Below are 15,065 nucleotides of genomic sequence, written 5' to 3'. Positions count from 1 at the left end.
TTACCCAAAAGTGATTTCAACTGTAGTTAATTCATTATTGCTTGTAATTTTTAGGGATGAATTTATTTTTTGCAGTAGTTCTTTCACGATCACCAATCCGTAGCCTGATGATTTACTCTTAACATTTTTACTGTTTAAAAGCTCTTCAATTTTATCTTCAGGTATAACGTCTCCTTTATTCACAATTGAAATAATCGGTTTTTTTTCCTCATTAATTCCTGCATTTATTAGAATTGCTGTATTGTTGTATGTATGGTTGATTGCATTTTGTAATAAATTACGTAATATAATGATCAGCAAATTTTGATCACTCTTCAAATTCCTCAAACTTAAATCACCTATCTCAATTTTTATCTTTTTGGCTTCTACCTGATTTTGCATTAAAAGGATTGAGTCTTCAAAAAGCTTCTGAATATCTAAATCCTCAATATCTAATTCAAAATGGTCCATCTGGCTCTTAGACCACAGTAACAAATCTTCCATTGTAGCCAACAAATTACTAGCAGAGTCCATCAGCTTCTTTTGATGTGCTATTTTTTCAGTTTCTGAAATTTGATGAGGATTTACTTGCTGTATTCTTAAAAAAGTAAATAATTGACTTACTGGGCTTCTTAAATCATGAGATATAATGCTAAACAATTTCGCCTTAGTTTGATTGGCATTATTCAGCTGTAAATTTACAACATCTAATTGTTTATTCTTTTTATCTAATAACAGATTGACTTTTTGTCTGTTCTTATAGCTTTTATATATCACTGCTGCCGAAAGACTTGCAATTAATGCAATAGCAATTAAAAACCATCTGGTTTTCTTTTCCTCCTTTAATTGGTTACTCTTATTTCTACTTTCGGTGTTAAGCAATTTTATCTCTTGCTTACTCGCTTCCCTATGGTATTTTGCATCCATTTCGGCAATGGATTTTTTAGAAGCAGCCTCATAAAGAGTATCTTGTAATTTTGCATAAACATTATAATGTTTATAAGCCTTTTCAAAATCCTTACTTGCTGCATAGCTTTCAGCCAATCTAAGATGGATCAGGGCATAATTTTCTTTTCCAAAATTATATGAGTTTTTTAACGAAGCATTTAAATGGCTTATCGCTGCTTTTGTATTTCCATTTTCAAAATATACCTTTCCTAAGGTAGCATTTGCTTCCAATAACGTTTGTGGCTGTCCATCTAATACGGCTAACTTATATGCATTTTTTGCATAATTTAAAGCGATCTTATCGTTATTTGTCCTTAAATAATATTCTGCAAAATTCTTATTTGCAGTACTTAATTGATATACAAAATCAGATTTATCCCCAGAAACTATCTTTAATTTTTTTAGAAATTTTAAGGCACTATCAACTTTATTTAGTCCTAAATATGCCGTAATGTAATTGTTGTATCCACCTGCCAAATTATTAGCGCTATTGGCTAAATATTTCTCGCCAATTTGCATATAGTAAATTACTTTTTCATATTGTTTCATCAACAAATAGGTTTCCGCAATTTGAAAATAGATAACACCAATATTTCCGTAATCGCTTTCGTAGTTTTTACTTTTAGCTAATAGCTTTTTAGAAATTTCAATAACGATTAATTTATATTGGATGGCCTTTTCATAATTAGCATGATCATAAGAATATTCACTTAAAACACTCAAAATTACACACTTAATTTCTTGGTTTTTGGTTTTATCCAAAAGCAATTGCATTCGATTAATCATTACATCCCGCTTTGCAAATTGACCAGAGTAAAAATAGGCATAATGCAAGAAACGCATTGCCGTAACCTCCTCTTTCAACATTTTTAGCTTCTGATAAATTTTTACTGTATTTTCTAAATAACTTACAGCACTATCAGGCTTACCAGCATTTTGAAATCCTGCACCAACATAATATTCAAATTGCGCAATGTTTTTTAAATCGTCTTTTTTGCAAAGCTTCAATCCTTCCTTACTTGCATTAACAAACATTAAAAGGTTTGCATTTTGATTACCCGCATAGGCTGCATTAAGTAGATCTTGACAATACTTCTTCCAAGTTTCCACCTTTGCTTTATAATCCTTAACCTTTCTAAGATCTGGTCTTTGCAATTGCGCATAACCATTAAAACAGAATCCTAGGATAAAAATACTTAACCAAAATAAATTTCTTAGGTAGAGCTTCATTAGTAGAGGTTAATAAGCAAGTGTATTATCTTTAATTTATATGGTGTTTATAATCAATTAAAAATTTTCTTAGTTTCCTTAAAGTATGTTTTTCCAACGGGAATAATATTATCATTTATATAGATACATTTATTACCTAAACTTTGCACTTTATTAATTGCCACAACATAACTTCTATGAATGCGCATAAATTTTCCGGCAGGTAATGATTCTAAGAAACTTGAAAGTGTAGCCAATGTAAGATGAGCTTTCTTTTCGGTAACAATTTTTGTATAATCGCCATAAGCCTCTAAATAAATTACTTCATTGGCATTTAAATTAACCACGTGATGTCCTTCTTTAAAAATGATTTTTTCATTTTCAAAAAGAACATCATAAGCTTCGGCTTTGCCTTTAAGCTTAACAAAATCGTAAATTCTTTTTATGCAGCTTTCAAACCTTTCTGTTTCTAATGGTTTTAAAATAAAATCAAATACTTTTAATTGAAATCCTTGTAAGGCAAACTCTGGGTGCGAGGTGATAAAGACATTTATTGTTTCTAAACTACAAATAGATTTTACAAAGTCGATGCCATTGATTTCTGGCATATCAATATCTAAAAATAAAACATCTGGTTGATGAGAATTGATGATACTTAAGGCTTCAATTGGATTATGATAACTCCCTAAAATTTTCATTTTTGTAAAGGAAGATAGTTCAGCTTCAACAGCCATCCTATCCAAATCGTCGTCATCAACAATGATGCAAGTGAGCGTGTCTTTCATAAAGTACAGATAAATAGGTATATAAACATACGCAAAAAAATTAATTTCTTGTCTACCCTTAAAATGGTATTGCTTTCAATTTTATTTTAAACACCTAATTATTTAGTTAAATTTACCGAATGGCTAAAGGATTTTCACTCTTGTTCATTTTATTTTTTTGTTATTGCTCATCTGCATTTACTCAAAGTTTCTCGATTACCGGAACTGTTAAAGATAAAATTGGAGCACTTCCAGGTGCAGCAGTTTATTTGAGTGGTTATAAAATTGCTACTGTAACTGATAATGAAGGTAAGTTTACACTTGGTAAACTTGCCCCTGGCAATTATGACATACTTGTACAAATGATAGGATTTTTACCTTATACTAAAAACATCCTCATTTCAAATAAATCAGAGAATGTGGCTATTGTTTTGCAAGAAAATACAACCATGTTAAAAGAGGTAATCATTAAACCAGATCCCAACAGACCTTATTATATCGCGTTATTTAAAGATTTTTTTATTGGCAAAACACCTAATTCGGCAGAATGTACCATTTTAAATACCGATGTATTGACATTTGATGATGATAAAACAGCTGGATTACTCACCGTAAAAGCAAATGATTTTTTAGTGATAGAGAACAAAGCACTTGGATATAAGATTAAGTATTTGCTACAAGATTTTGAGTATAACTATAAATCTAAAATTGTTTATTTTGCAGGCTTGCCTTCTTTTGAAGATTTAAAGGGAAGTAAATCAAAACAAAAAAATTGGTTGAAGAAAAGAGCCATAGCCTATAGCGGTTCAATCCAACATTTTTTTAAATCTCTTTATAACAATACACTACAGGCCGAAGGTTTTGAAATTAATAAAATAGCAGACATTCCTAATACTAGCCGAAAACCCGATAGTGTAATTAATGCCAATATTAAAAGACTTACATCTGGACAAGCTGGTGCAATAAATTTAATTACCTTCAATGGCACCGATTCATTATCCTATTGGCTTAAACAAAGAAGCCAGCCTAAAACCTTAAGTGCATTAAATAGAAAAGCTGTTGATATAGATACACTGGTAAAAACCTTTAACAGCGACTTAAAAATGATGAATTATAAGGATGGGCTTTATGTAATTTATAAAAATGAAAAAGAAATTCCCTCTTTCAATTTTTCTTCACTTAAGCAAGCTAGGCCACCAGAATTAAATAATTATCAAATCTCTGTTGTTAATTTGCTGGAGCCGCCAGTTAGATTTTATGCCAATGGTGGTGTTTTAGAAACCAGAAGCCTTATATATAAAGGTTACTGGGCTTATGAAAAAATGGCAGATATTGTTCCGATGGATTATATAATAAGCACCAAGGAATAACAAATGTTAAAAAAGTTAAATTCTTGCGCTTTATTTAAATAATAGATTAGCTATTTACTACATTAGCAGCCATGTTTAGAGCGCTCTTGATTTTTTGTTTCCTATGCATTTTTGGTGCTGAAGCTAATGCTCAAACTTATTCCATAACTGGTATTGTTAAAGATAACGTTGGTCCATTACCTGGTGCTGGAGTTTACATTAGTGGATACAAAATTGCCACTGCCACAGATGCTGATGGAAAATTTAGACTGCCTAATTTAAAACCTGGCAGTTACGATATTTTGGTACAGATGATTGGTTACTTACCATTTTCAAAGAATATTATCATTTCAGATAAATCTGTAGATGTAAATTTTACGCTTAAAGATAATACAGTAACCTTAAAGGAAGTTGTCATTAGAGTAGACCCAAACAGGCAAAAATATATTAATCAGTTTAAGGAATATTTTATTGGGAAAACCCCAAATGCTAAACTCTGTAAAATAATAAATCCGCAGGTATTAAGGGTAAACTATGACATTACCACAAGTACTTTAACAGTTAAAACTGATGAGTTTTTAATTGTAGAAAACAAAGCGCTTGGTTATCGAATTAAATATATGCTAGATTATTTTGAATATAATAATCGAACACACATCATCTATTATTCTGGCAAGCCATTTTTTGAAGAATTAAAAGCAACCAATGCTAAAAAGAAAAAATATATTGCGCTTAGAGAAACTGCATATTATGGGTCTGCTCAGCATTTTCTCAAATCTCTCTTCAAGGGGAAAAGTAAGGAAGAAGGTTTTGTAATTAATAAAATTATTCAAATACCAAATCCAAATCGTGCCCCAGATAGCATCATTAACAAGAACTTATTAACACTTAAAAATCCTCCTGGTAAATCTGGTATAAAAAAAAATGCAGGAAAAATAGACACTTCTTTAATGGCCTATTGGATTACCCAGCAAAATTTGCCTAAAACAATTGATAAATTTAACAATGCCGAAATTAATCCAGATACATTGGTTAATTTTTACAATAAGGATTTAAGATACCTTAACTATACCAATGCCCTTTGTGTTAGCTACACCAAGGAAAGAGAATCTACAGAATATTCTAACTCTGGCTTTTGGGTTTTCAGACCATTATATATTCCAGACTATCAACTATCTGTGGTAAAACTCACCAATGGTCCAGTTCGATTTTACGAAAATGGAGGCGTTTTAGATGGTCGCTCATTATTGTATGAAGGTTATTGGGCTTACGAAAAAGTCGCTGATATGGTACCGATGGATTATGTTCCAGTTACAAAAAAGTAGAAGTGAGATATTAGACGTGAGATTTGAGAAGCAATTTAACAATCCAGCAATCTAACAATTCCCCCCTCTGCCCTTTCTCCACTTTTTGTTGAAAATTCATAAACACAATTACTAATATTTTTAGTAATTTCATTCTATGAATGTGGCTGAGGAAAACAACGATAATTATATGAATGGACGTGGAGCACAGTTCAATACCTCCAATAAATTCTTAAAAAACTCTTTGGCAAAGGAACATCCAGAAGGTATTGATGATTGGGAAGAACCAAATTCAAAAACAACATTCATTATAGGTAAATCTAAATCTGTAGTTAACAAAGTTGAAAGCCCAGATGTTGGAATGACTTATTCCTTAAATCCTTATCAAGGATGCGAGCATGGCTGCATTTATTGTTATGCTCGCAACTCTCACGAATATTGGGGCTTTAGTGCAGGTTTAGATTTTGAAAGAAAAATCATCGTTAAAAAAGATGCGCCAGAATTATTTAAGAAGTTTTTAGAGAAAAAAGGATGGGACGCCACTCCTGTCTCCTTGTCTGGCAATACAGATTGTTATCAACCCGCAGAGCGGAAGTTTAGGCTAACTCGTCAGCTTTTAGAAATTGCTTTGGAATACAAACAGCCCATTACTTTGATTACCAAGAATGCATTAATCTTGAGAGATTTAGATATTCTTCAAGATTTAGCAAAGCTGAAACTATCAGCGGTGTATGTTTCGATAACTAGTCTGGATGAAAAGATTAGATTAAAACTAGAACCAAGAACTACAACTGCAAAACAACGCTTAAAAATTATTGAGGAGCTAAGCAAAGTTGGTCTGCCAACTGGTGTCATGGCAGCGCCGATGATTCCTGGATTAAATGACCATGAAATGCCAGCTATTTTAAAGGCCTGTGCAAATAATGGATGCAAAAGTGCAGGTTATACTGTTGTTCGCTTAAATGGAGTCATCAATCAGATATTTGAAGATTGGTTGAGAAAAAACTTTCCAGACAGATTTGATAAAGTTTGGCATCAGATACAAAATTGCCATAACGGAAATGTAAACGATAGTAGATTCGGAACCAGAATGCGTGGAGAAGGAAACTTTGCTGAAATGATTAGAAATACTTTTAAACTCCATTGCAGGTTAAACGGATTAAATGTAGAACGTACTGAACTAGACCAAACACTTTTTAAAATCCCAACAGCACAAATGAGGTTGTTTTAAGCTCTCACAATTCGTCATTTCGACAGAGCGCTGCGACGAGAAATCTTTCTCAATAAGCACTGCCCAAACAACATATTCCCGAAGGCACGAAGAGATTTCTCCTCATGAAAAAATCGTTCGAAATGACGTAAAGGAAGTTCATTCGATATGACGACACTCATAAATTCCTTAACTTCGAAATCTCAAACCAACAGAATGAACATTGCATTAGTAACCTACCAAGATAAAGGCGTTTATCACGCTATTAACGTACAAAATGAAGATGATAAACTGATTGACTTTTTAAAATCAAAAGGACTAAACATTACAAAAGAAATTTGGAATGATGAACAAGTAAACTGGGAAAGTTATGATTTAGCAATTCTCAAATCGCCTTGGGATTATTTCAATTTAATTGAAGACTTCTATACTTGGTTAGCGAAAATAGAAAGTAAAAAAGTAAAACTTTTAAATCCAATTGATATTGTAAAATGGAATGCTGATAAGCATTATTTACACGAAATAGAAAAAGCAGGCTTAAAAGTAACGCCAAGTATTTTTTTAACCAAAGGTGATAAAGTTAATCTGAAAGAATACTTTGCAACTTTCCAAGCTGAAAAAATCATTGTTAAACCTGCAGTAAGTGGTGGTTCAAAAAACACATTTAAAGTTACCGCAGCAAATGTTGATGAAAATAACGAAAAGCTTAGTCACTTAATCAAAATTGAAGACTTTATTGTTCAGCCATTTTTAACAGAGATCGAAGAAAACGGCGAATGGTCGTTTATTTTCTTTAGAGGAAAATTCAGTCACGCTTTATTAAAAAAGGCAGCGGAAGGAGATTTTAGGGTACAAGCTACATTTGGTGGAACTGTTCATCCGCAGCAACCCAATCCAACATTACTAAACACTGCTCAAGAATACATTAACAAATTTGCAGAAAATTGTCTTTATGCCAGAGTTGATGGGGCAATTGTAAATCATAAATTTATGCTAATGGAATTGGAGTTAATAGAGCCATTTCTATTTTTAGATGTTGAAGAAAAAGCATTGGAGAATTATTATGAAGCTTTGAAAGCACTAATTTAATATTTATATAATTTTGTCATTCTGACGAAGCCTGCCTGCCGGACAGGCAGGGAAGAATCTATTTAATCGAATATAACTCATTAGATTCCTCGTTCCTCGGAATGACAAATCAAAAAAAACCCCGAAGTAAATTTTACTTCGGGGTTTTTTCGAGTCGTCATGCTGAATTTATTTCAGCATCTTTCTGCAAAGACCCTGAAATAAATTCAGGGTGACGGAAGCATTCTAGGCTCCCTCTTCTTTTTTCTTTTTCTTACCGCTTTTATTTATCACAGTAATTTCTTCTTTTTCTTTATCGTAATCAATTTCTAAAGTATCTCCATCGTGGATTTCTCCTTTTAAGATCTCTTCAGCAATTGGATCTTCTAAGTATTTCTGTATGGCACGTTTTAACGGACGAGCACCAAAAGCACTATCAAAACCTTTATCAGCGATGAATTCTTTAGCTCCATCAGTCAACTTTACCTCGTAACCTAAGTTATGAACGCGACCAAATAAAGATTTCAATTCAATATCAATAATTCTAAAGATTTCATCTTTCCCTAAGCTGTTAAATACAACTACATCATCAACCCTGTTTAAAAACTCAGGAGCAAATGCACGTTTTAAAGCGTTTTCAATTACACCACGACTATGTGCATCGCTTTGGTTAACCTTAGCCGAGGTAGAGAAACCAACACCTGCTCCGAAATCTTTCAATTGTCGTGCACCAATATTAGAAGTCATGATGATAATCGTGTTTCTAAAATCTACTTTTCTACCCAAACTATCAGTCAATTGACCTTCATCCAATACTTGTAACAAGATATTAAATACGTCAGGGTGAGCTTTTTCAATCTCATCTAATAAGATAACTGCATAAGGCTTCCTACGTACTTTTTCAGTTAATTGTCCACCTTCTTCATAACCAACATATCCTGGAGGCGCTCCAACTAAACGAGATACAGCGAATTTCTCCATGTACTCACTCATATCAATCTGAATTAGCGAATCATCGCTATCAAACATAAAACGAGCTAGTTCTTTTGCCAATTCAGTTTTACCAACACCAGTAGGACCTAAGAAAATAAATGAACCAATTGGTTTTTTAGGGTCTTTTAATCCTGCTCTAGTACGTTGAATTGCTTTTGTTAATTTTTTAATTGCATCATCCTGACCAATGATTTTCTCAGCAACTTTATCGTACATGTTCAATAGCTTAGTGCTATCTGCTTGTCCAACACGTTGCAAAGGAATACCAGTCATCATCGAAACAACTTCAGCTACGTTATCTTCAGAAACCTCATAACGTTTAGTTTTGGTTTCAGCTTCCCATTCTGCTTTAGCACGTTCTAATTCTTCTAAAAGATTTTTCTCGGTGTCACGCAGTTTAGCCGCCTCTTCGTATTTCTGACTTTTAACAACCTTGTTCTTTTCAATCTTGATATCTTCTATTTTACTTTCAATAGCAATAATGGTATCAGGAACGTGGATATTGGTTAAATGTACTCTAGAACCAGCTTCGTCTAAAGCATCAATCGCTTTATCTGGCAAGAAACGGTCTGTAATATATCTTGCAGTTAAGGCAACGCAAGCTTTAATTGCTTCATCTGTATAGGTAACACCGTGATGTTCCTCGTATTTTTCTTTAATACGATTTAAAATCTCGATAGTTTCATCAGGTGTAGCAGGCTCAATCATTACCTTTTGGAAACGACGGTCTAAAGCACCATCTTTTTCAATGTATTGACGATATTCATCTAAAGTTGTAGCACCGATACATTGTATTTCGCCCCTTGCTAATGCAGGTTTAAACATATTAGATGCATCTAATGAACCAGAAGCACCACCAGCACCAACAATGGTGTGAATTTCATCGATAAACAAAATCACATCTGTAGATTTCTCCAACTCGTTCATTACCGCTTTCATACGCTCCTCAAACTGACCACGATATTTTGTTCCAGCAACTAATGAAGCTAAATCTAACGTAACAACACGTTTGTTAAATAAAACCCTAGATACTTTGCGTTGTACAATTCTCAAGGCTAAACCTTCGGCGATGGCAGATTTACCAACACCTGGCTCACCAATTAAAATTGGATTGTTTTTCTTTCTACGTGATAAAATTTGCGAAACACGCTCAATCTCTTTCTCGCGACCAACAATTGGGTCTAAACGACCTTCTTCTGCAGCACGAGTTAAATCGCGACCGAAATTATCTAATACAGGCGTTTTAGATTTAATGTCTGATACCTTTTTAGGGGTTGTAAAACTTTCCTCTTCTTGGTAATCATCATCGCCACCAGCAGTACCACCACCACCTTGTGCTTCATCCCTAAAACCATTTTTGTTTACTTCAACCTCTTGTTTAAAGATTTCGTAAGTAACGCTGTATTGCAATAAAATTTGCGAAGCAATGTTATCATCATCTCTTAAAATAGATAATAACAAATGCTCAGTTCCAATTAAATCGCTTTTAAATATTTTTGCTTCTAAATAAGTGATTTTTAATACCTTTTCGGCCTGTTTGGTCAAAGGAATATTACCCAAATTAACGGTTACACTCGAAGTACCGCGAACGGCCTCTTCTATAGAACGGCGAAGTTTAGATGTATCAACCCCTAATGATTTTAAAATCTTAATGGCCATCCCATCACCTTCGCGAATAAGACCCAATAGCAAATGCTCTGCGCCTATATAATCGTGTCCTAATCTCAGGGCTTCTTCCCTGCTAAAAGAAATCACGTCTTTTACTTGTGGAGAAAATTTAGCTTCCATAATATGTGTATAAACCGGATGGCTCTAAACTATAAATTTGTTTTATAAATAAGGCATCCAGATTTTTATAATTTATCAACAATTACGCCATTTTGGTGGATAAGGTTGTTGTTTTCTGTACTAATTAACAAAAATTAACATTACCAAAAAAACGGTGAGCCTATTCTTTATTTACGTAAACAAATAGAAAATAGGTTTTTAACTTTAATTAAATCTAATTTACGTATCCTACAGCATATTTTGTCGGTTTTATGTAAGGTTTTATACGCCTTAAATAACTGACAAAATGCTAGGAAATAGTTTTGCAAATTGCAGTTTTGACAGGCTGAGTGCATCGTCATTCCCAGCTCGTTCCGATAGCTATCGGAAGGGAATCGGAATTCGACGGAAAGCAAGTGCACAGCTTCCCTCTTACATTTTACATCTTCCATTATTTGAAAAGCAAGTGATTGCTACTATTAAAGTCAGTCCCGCTCTGCACTACAATCTTTTTTGCGCTGTCATCCTGAGCGTAGTCGAAGGACCAGCGTGACAAAAAAGGATTTTCGTTGCGATCGGGTTTAGATGGGTTTGGTAAGTGGGAGAAAAAGACATTAAAATTTACAAATCAATCCAATATTCCAGAATTCCATCCTGGAAAATCGTTGTCTAAATTATCTAACTCTTCTTCGGCTTGTTTATTCCAAGAGGGAGCCCATACTTTTTTTACATTGATGATTTTAGAACCTACAAAAAAATCTTTTAAAATATCATTATCCCATTTATAATATTGATAATTTTTAGACAATGGAAATTCATCTAATGTTAATATTTCATTTCCAAGTTCAAATTGCACACGAAATTTAGCTTCAAAAAGCAATTCCATTTTAGAATAATTATGGCAATTTAAGCTTCCAAAATTTAGCTGAACGTCAAAATTATTTAAGTCATCATCAGCTTGAAAGTTGGGAGGTAAATTTGAAAAATCCCAATCAAACTCCTTAAAAGAACTTAGCCTATCTTCATAAATTTTATTAAAATACTTGACTTTTACAGTATTCCTATTAATCTCGTTATTGAATGGGCTATAAAAATCATATTCATTTAAGAACATATGTAATCCAATATGCCGAAAATAATGGGAGCTGTTTTTGTTTAAGATTTGATAAAATAGTCTTCCATAAATTGGGTCATATAAAAATTCAATATTATAATGGTTTTCTCTCCATAAAATAAACCCAGTATGAATTAATAAATTTGGTTTGTTTTGTAATTGCTTAACAGATGATGATATTAATAATAATTCGTTTATTTCCTTAATAACTTCTCCATAAAGCACCTTTAGGACTTCACTAAATTTCATAATATTACATATATAATATTATAAAGGTATAGAATATACTACAGCTATTCCAGATTTACAATCTTAGGATTTCTAAAGATTTAACTCAACTGCAAATTCTGTTTCTCAATAGTAACATTAAAATTAATCTCAGCTTTTAATGCCTTAAAAACTCTAATGATAGTTTCTATTGTAGCACTATTGGCGCTACTTTCTAATTTAGAAATTTGAGATTTTTTTACGCCAACCAATTCGCCTAATTGTTCTTGCGTTAAATTTCTTTCTTGCCTTGCCGTTTTAATCATTCTTCCCAAAATATCCATACGTAATTCATATTCATATTTTTCACGCTCTTCTGTATCGGGTTTCCCAATATATTTATCTTTCATTTCTGAAAGTGAAAGAGACTTCATTTCTGTATTTGCCATTATATTATTTTTTAGGGGTGATTTTCAAAATACTTAGTTCTTATCTTATTAGCTCTTTCAATTTCGTTTGAAGGAACTTTATCTACTTTTTTAACAAAACCGTGAGTTGCAATTACAAATGTTTCTTTATCATCAGTTCTATCCCAAAAAGCAAGTAACCTAATTTGTAAACCAGCATACCTTGTTCTAAATTCCCAAATATCATTTTGCAATTTTTTAAACAACTTTGGATCATTCGTTTGCTCAGCAACATCAATATTGTAGAAAACCTTGGTAATGGTTTTCTTATCTAATTTTGCTATAAACTTTTCAGCCTCTTCAAGAAATCGTGTTTCAAAAAATCTCAATGCTCTTTTCTTTCAAAGTTAACTAAAGTTTCCAAATTTAGAAACTTTTTTTTTGTTTGTGCAATCTTGCGCTAGGGATTGAAGCGGCATCCTTTTGCCCGAGCGAAGCGAAAAAAGGCAAAAGATACAGCGGAAAGCCCGCTCGAGCGCCCAAATTCAGTTTATAGCTTACAGCTGGCAGTTTCTATACCATGATCCAATTACGAATTACACAATTTTAACGAGAAATCGGAATTTTCGCTACGCTCAACATCTTCCATCTTACCTCTTCCATCTTCCATTTTAACAACTATCTTTGCAGAAATACTAATTAATATGTCAGACGAAAAAATAATCTTTTCAATGGCTGGAGTGAGTAAAATCTATCCACCACAAAAACAGGTTTTAAAAAATATTTACTTATCATTCTTTTACGGTGCAAAAATCGGCGTTGTAGGTTTAAACGGTTCTGGTAAATCATCCTTATTAAAAATTATTGCTGGTTTAGATAAATCATTCCAAGGCGAGGTAGTTTTTAATGCAGGTTATAGCGTTGGTTATTTAGCGCAGGAGCCAATATTAGATGAAACCAAAACGGTTCGTGAAGTTGTAGAAGAAGGCGTGGCTGAAGTAACAGCCATCCTTAAGGAATACGAAGAAGTTAATGAAGCTTTCGGTTTAGAAGAAAACTATTCTGATGCCGATAAAATGGATAAATTAATGGCTCGCCAAGGTGAGTTACAAGATAAAATCGATGCTGTTAATGCTTGGGAATTAGACACCAAATTAGAAAGAGCAATGGATGCCTTGCGTTGTCCAGAGCCTGAAACTTTAATCGGCGTACTTTCTGGAGGAGAACGTAGAAGGGTTGCAATGTGCCGTTTATTATTGCAAGAACCTGATGTTTTATTATTAGATGAGCCTACCAACCACTTGGATGCGGAAAGTATCGACTGGTTAGAACAATTTTTACAGAACTATAAAGGAACGGTTATCGCGGTTACCCACGATAGGTATTTCTTAGATAACGTTGCAGGCTGGATTTTAGAATTAGACAGAGGTGAAGGTATTCCTTGGAAAGGAAATTATTCTACTTGGTTAGAGCAAAAAGCTAAACGTTTAGCGCAAGAAGATAAAACAGAAGGCAAGCGCCAAAAAGCATTAGAGCGTGAGTTAGAGTGGGTTCGAATGGCACCAAAGGCTCGTCACGCAAAATCTAAAGCTCGTTTAGCAAACTATGATAAATTAGCTTCCGAAGATGGAAAAGAACGTGAAGACAAATTGGAATTATTTATTCCGGCTGGTCCGCGTTTAGGTAATGTAGTAATTGAAGCTAATGGCGTTACCAAAGCTTATGGCGACAAAATTTTATTCGAAAATCTAACCTTCTCTTTACCACCAGCGGGTATTGTTGGTATTATCGGTCCAAATGGTGCGGGTAAAACTACTCTGTTCCGTTTAATTACTGGCCAAGAAACACCAGACAAAGGAACTTTTAGAGTTGGAGATACTGTTGCATTGGGTTATGTTGACCAAATGCACAACGATTTAGATGCTGACAAAACGGTTTACGAAAACATTACTGACGGTTTAGATAATATCCAATTAGGTAATAAAGCTGTTAACGGACGTGCTTACGTTTCTAAATTTAACTTCAACGGTGGCGACCAGCAGAAAAAAGTTGGTATTTTATCAGGAGGAGAAAGAAATCGTGTTCACTTGGCCATTACCTTGAAAAAAGGTGCTAACGTTTTATTACTGGATGAGCCTACGAATGATATCGACGTAAATACATTACGTGCTTTAGAAGAAGCTTTAGAAAACTTTGGTGGTTGTGCTGTGGTGATTAGTCACGATAGATGGTTCTTAGATAGAATTTGTACCCACATTTTAGCCTTTGAAGGAAATTCTGAAGTATATTATTTTGAAGGAAATTATTCTGATTACGAAGAAAACCGTAAGAAAAGATTAGGAGATCTAACTCCGCACAGAATTAGATACAAAAAAATAGTTTAATGTCAAAAGCTTAGATCTGTAGGCAAGCAAACATCGCAGATTGCAAAAAAGCTCCTTCATGGAGCTTTTTTTTATAACCTATACAATAATATAATTTGTAAACATCCACCAAATAATCAAAAACAGGGCAACGCAAAATCCTAGAATCAGCGGGCTATTGCGCTTAAAAAAATTTAATTCTTCCTCACTTCTTGACGACATTTTTAAGTTATAGGTTACTGAAAGACAAATTATTCCTAAAATAGAAATCCAAAAGGCAGTTTCTTGTGAAAACCCATTATGTGAGGTTTGATTTATTACGACGACAGATAAACACGCTAAGCCTAACAATCTTGAAAATCGCTCAATCACTCCCTTATTAA

General features: G+C 33.4%; 11 protein-coding genes. 5 read left to right on the top strand and 6 right to left on the bottom strand.

The window, feature by feature from the left end; translation table 11 throughout:
- Both R2Q59_RS20465 and R2Q59_RS20460 read right to left on the bottom strand, forming a co-directional pair.
- Nucleotides 1-2,157: an ATP-binding protein gene (locus tag R2Q59_RS20465; RefSeq protein ID WP_316787274.1), complete on the bottom strand. Its 2,157-nt coding sequence runs from the start codon at nucleotides 2,155-2,157 to the stop codon at nucleotides 1-3.
- Nucleotides 2,158-2,210: 53 nt separating this feature from the next.
- The gene (locus R2Q59_RS20460; RefSeq protein ID WP_316772494.1) at nucleotides 2,211-2,921 is read right to left on the bottom strand and encodes a LytTR family DNA-binding domain-containing protein; all 711 of its coding nucleotides are present in this window, start codon (nucleotides 2,919-2,921) and stop codon (nucleotides 2,211-2,213) included.
- A gap of 119 nt (nucleotides 2,922-3,040) precedes the next feature.
- Here R2Q59_RS20460 and R2Q59_RS20455 point away from each other — a divergent pair, with 119 nt between their 5' ends.
- The 4 genes from R2Q59_RS20455 to R2Q59_RS20440 all read left to right on the top strand — a co-directional run bounded on the left by R2Q59_RS20455 (nucleotide 3,041) and on the right by R2Q59_RS20440 (nucleotide 7,852).
- On the top strand, nucleotides 3,041-4,270 hold the full coding sequence (locus R2Q59_RS20455; RefSeq protein ID WP_316772491.1) for a carboxypeptidase-like regulatory domain-containing protein: 1,230 nt from the start codon (nucleotides 3,041-3,043) through the stop codon (nucleotides 4,268-4,270).
- 71 nt (nucleotides 4,271-4,341) lie between these two features.
- Nucleotides 4,342-5,574, top strand: a complete 1,233-nt coding sequence (locus tag R2Q59_RS20450; protein ID WP_316772488.1) for a carboxypeptidase-like regulatory domain-containing protein — start codon at nucleotides 4,342-4,344, stop codon at nucleotides 5,572-5,574.
- Nucleotides 5,575-5,710: 136 nt separating this feature from the next.
- Nucleotides 5,711-6,784 carry a PA0069 family radical SAM protein gene (locus tag R2Q59_RS20445; protein ID WP_316787272.1) on the top strand — a complete coding sequence of 358 codons (1,074 nt, stop codon included), beginning with the start codon at nucleotides 5,711-5,713 and terminating at the stop codon, nucleotides 6,782-6,784.
- 195 nt (nucleotides 6,785-6,979) lie between these two features.
- Complete coding sequence (locus R2Q59_RS20440) at nucleotides 6,980-7,852, top strand: hypothetical protein (RefSeq protein ID WP_316787270.1); 873 nt, start codon at nucleotides 6,980-6,982, stop codon at nucleotides 7,850-7,852.
- A 225-nt stretch (nucleotides 7,853-8,077) separates the two neighbouring features.
- On the opposite strand, the gene R2Q59_RS20435 is transcribed toward R2Q59_RS20440, so the two are convergent.
- The 4 genes from R2Q59_RS20435 to R2Q59_RS20420 all read right to left on the bottom strand — a co-directional run bounded on the left by R2Q59_RS20435 (nucleotide 8,078) and on the right by R2Q59_RS20420 (nucleotide 12,708).
- The gene (locus R2Q59_RS20435) at nucleotides 8,078-10,612 is read right to left on the bottom strand and encodes an ATP-dependent Clp protease ATP-binding subunit (protein ID WP_316787269.1); all 2,535 of its coding nucleotides are present in this window, start codon (nucleotides 10,610-10,612) and stop codon (nucleotides 8,078-8,080) included.
- Between the two features lie 607 nt (nucleotides 10,613-11,219).
- Nucleotides 11,220-11,954, bottom strand: a complete 735-nt coding sequence (locus R2Q59_RS20430) for a hypothetical protein (protein WP_316772476.1) — start codon at nucleotides 11,952-11,954, stop codon at nucleotides 11,220-11,222.
- An 80-nt stretch (nucleotides 11,955-12,034) separates the two neighbouring features.
- Nucleotides 12,035-12,361: a helix-turn-helix transcriptional regulator gene (locus tag R2Q59_RS20425; protein ID WP_316772474.1), complete on the bottom strand. Its 327-nt coding sequence runs from the start codon at nucleotides 12,359-12,361 to the stop codon at nucleotides 12,035-12,037.
- A gap of 11 nt (nucleotides 12,362-12,372) precedes the next feature.
- Nucleotides 12,373-12,708, bottom strand: a complete 336-nt coding sequence (locus R2Q59_RS20420; protein WP_316772471.1) for a type II toxin-antitoxin system RelE/ParE family toxin — start codon at nucleotides 12,706-12,708, stop codon at nucleotides 12,373-12,375.
- Nucleotides 12,709-13,023: 315 nt separating this feature from the next.
- Here R2Q59_RS20420 and ettA point away from each other — a divergent pair, with 315 nt between their 5' ends.
- Nucleotides 13,024-14,703, top strand: a complete 1,680-nt coding sequence (gene ettA / locus R2Q59_RS20415) for an energy-dependent translational throttle protein EttA (protein ID WP_316772468.1) — start codon at nucleotides 13,024-13,026, stop codon at nucleotides 14,701-14,703.
- Nucleotides 14,704-15,065: the final 362 nt, after the last annotated feature.

The sequence above is a fragment of the Pedobacter frigiditerrae genome (assembly GCF_032678705.1).
Lineage (GTDB): Bacteria > Bacteroidota > Bacteroidia > Sphingobacteriales > Sphingobacteriaceae > Pedobacter > Pedobacter frigiditerrae_A.
Note: the sequence above shows the minus strand (reverse complement) of the source record. Positions and strands in the feature narration are given on the sequence as shown.

Excerpts from the sequence above, each read along its gene's own strand:
- R2Q59_RS20430 (WP_316772476.1), bottom strand. The coding sequence starts at position 11,954 with ATGAAATTTAGTGAAGTCCTAAAGGTGCTTTATGGAGAAGTTATTAAG.
- R2Q59_RS20425 (WP_316772474.1), bottom strand. The coding sequence starts at position 12,361 with ATGGCAAATACAGAAATGAAGTCTCTTTCACTTTCAGAAATGAAAGAT.
- R2Q59_RS20445 (WP_316787272.1), top strand. The coding sequence starts at position 5,711 with ATGAATGTGGCTGAGGAAAACAACGATAATTATATGAATGGACGTGGA.
- R2Q59_RS20455 (WP_316772491.1), top strand. The coding sequence starts at position 3,041 with ATGGCTAAAGGATTTTCACTCTTGTTCATTTTATTTTTTTGTTATTGC.
- R2Q59_RS20450 (WP_316772488.1), top strand. The coding sequence starts at position 4,342 with ATGTTTAGAGCGCTCTTGATTTTTTGTTTCCTATGCATTTTTGGTGCT.
- ettA (WP_316772468.1), top strand. The coding sequence starts at position 13,024 with ATGTCAGACGAAAAAATAATCTTTTCAATGGCTGGAGTGAGTAAAATC.
- R2Q59_RS20435 (WP_316787269.1), bottom strand. The coding sequence starts at position 10,612 with ATGGAAGCTAAATTTTCTCCACAAGTAAAAGACGTGATTTCTTTTAGC.
- R2Q59_RS20465 (WP_316787274.1), bottom strand. The coding sequence starts at position 2,157 with ATGAAGCTCTACCTAAGAAATTTATTTTGGTTAAGTATTTTTATCCTA.
- R2Q59_RS20440 (WP_316787270.1), top strand. The coding sequence starts at position 6,980 with ATGAACATTGCATTAGTAACCTACCAAGATAAAGGCGTTTATCACGCT.
- R2Q59_RS20460 (WP_316772494.1), bottom strand. The coding sequence starts at position 2,921 with ATGAAAGACACGCTCACTTGCATCATTGTTGATGACGACGATTTGGAT.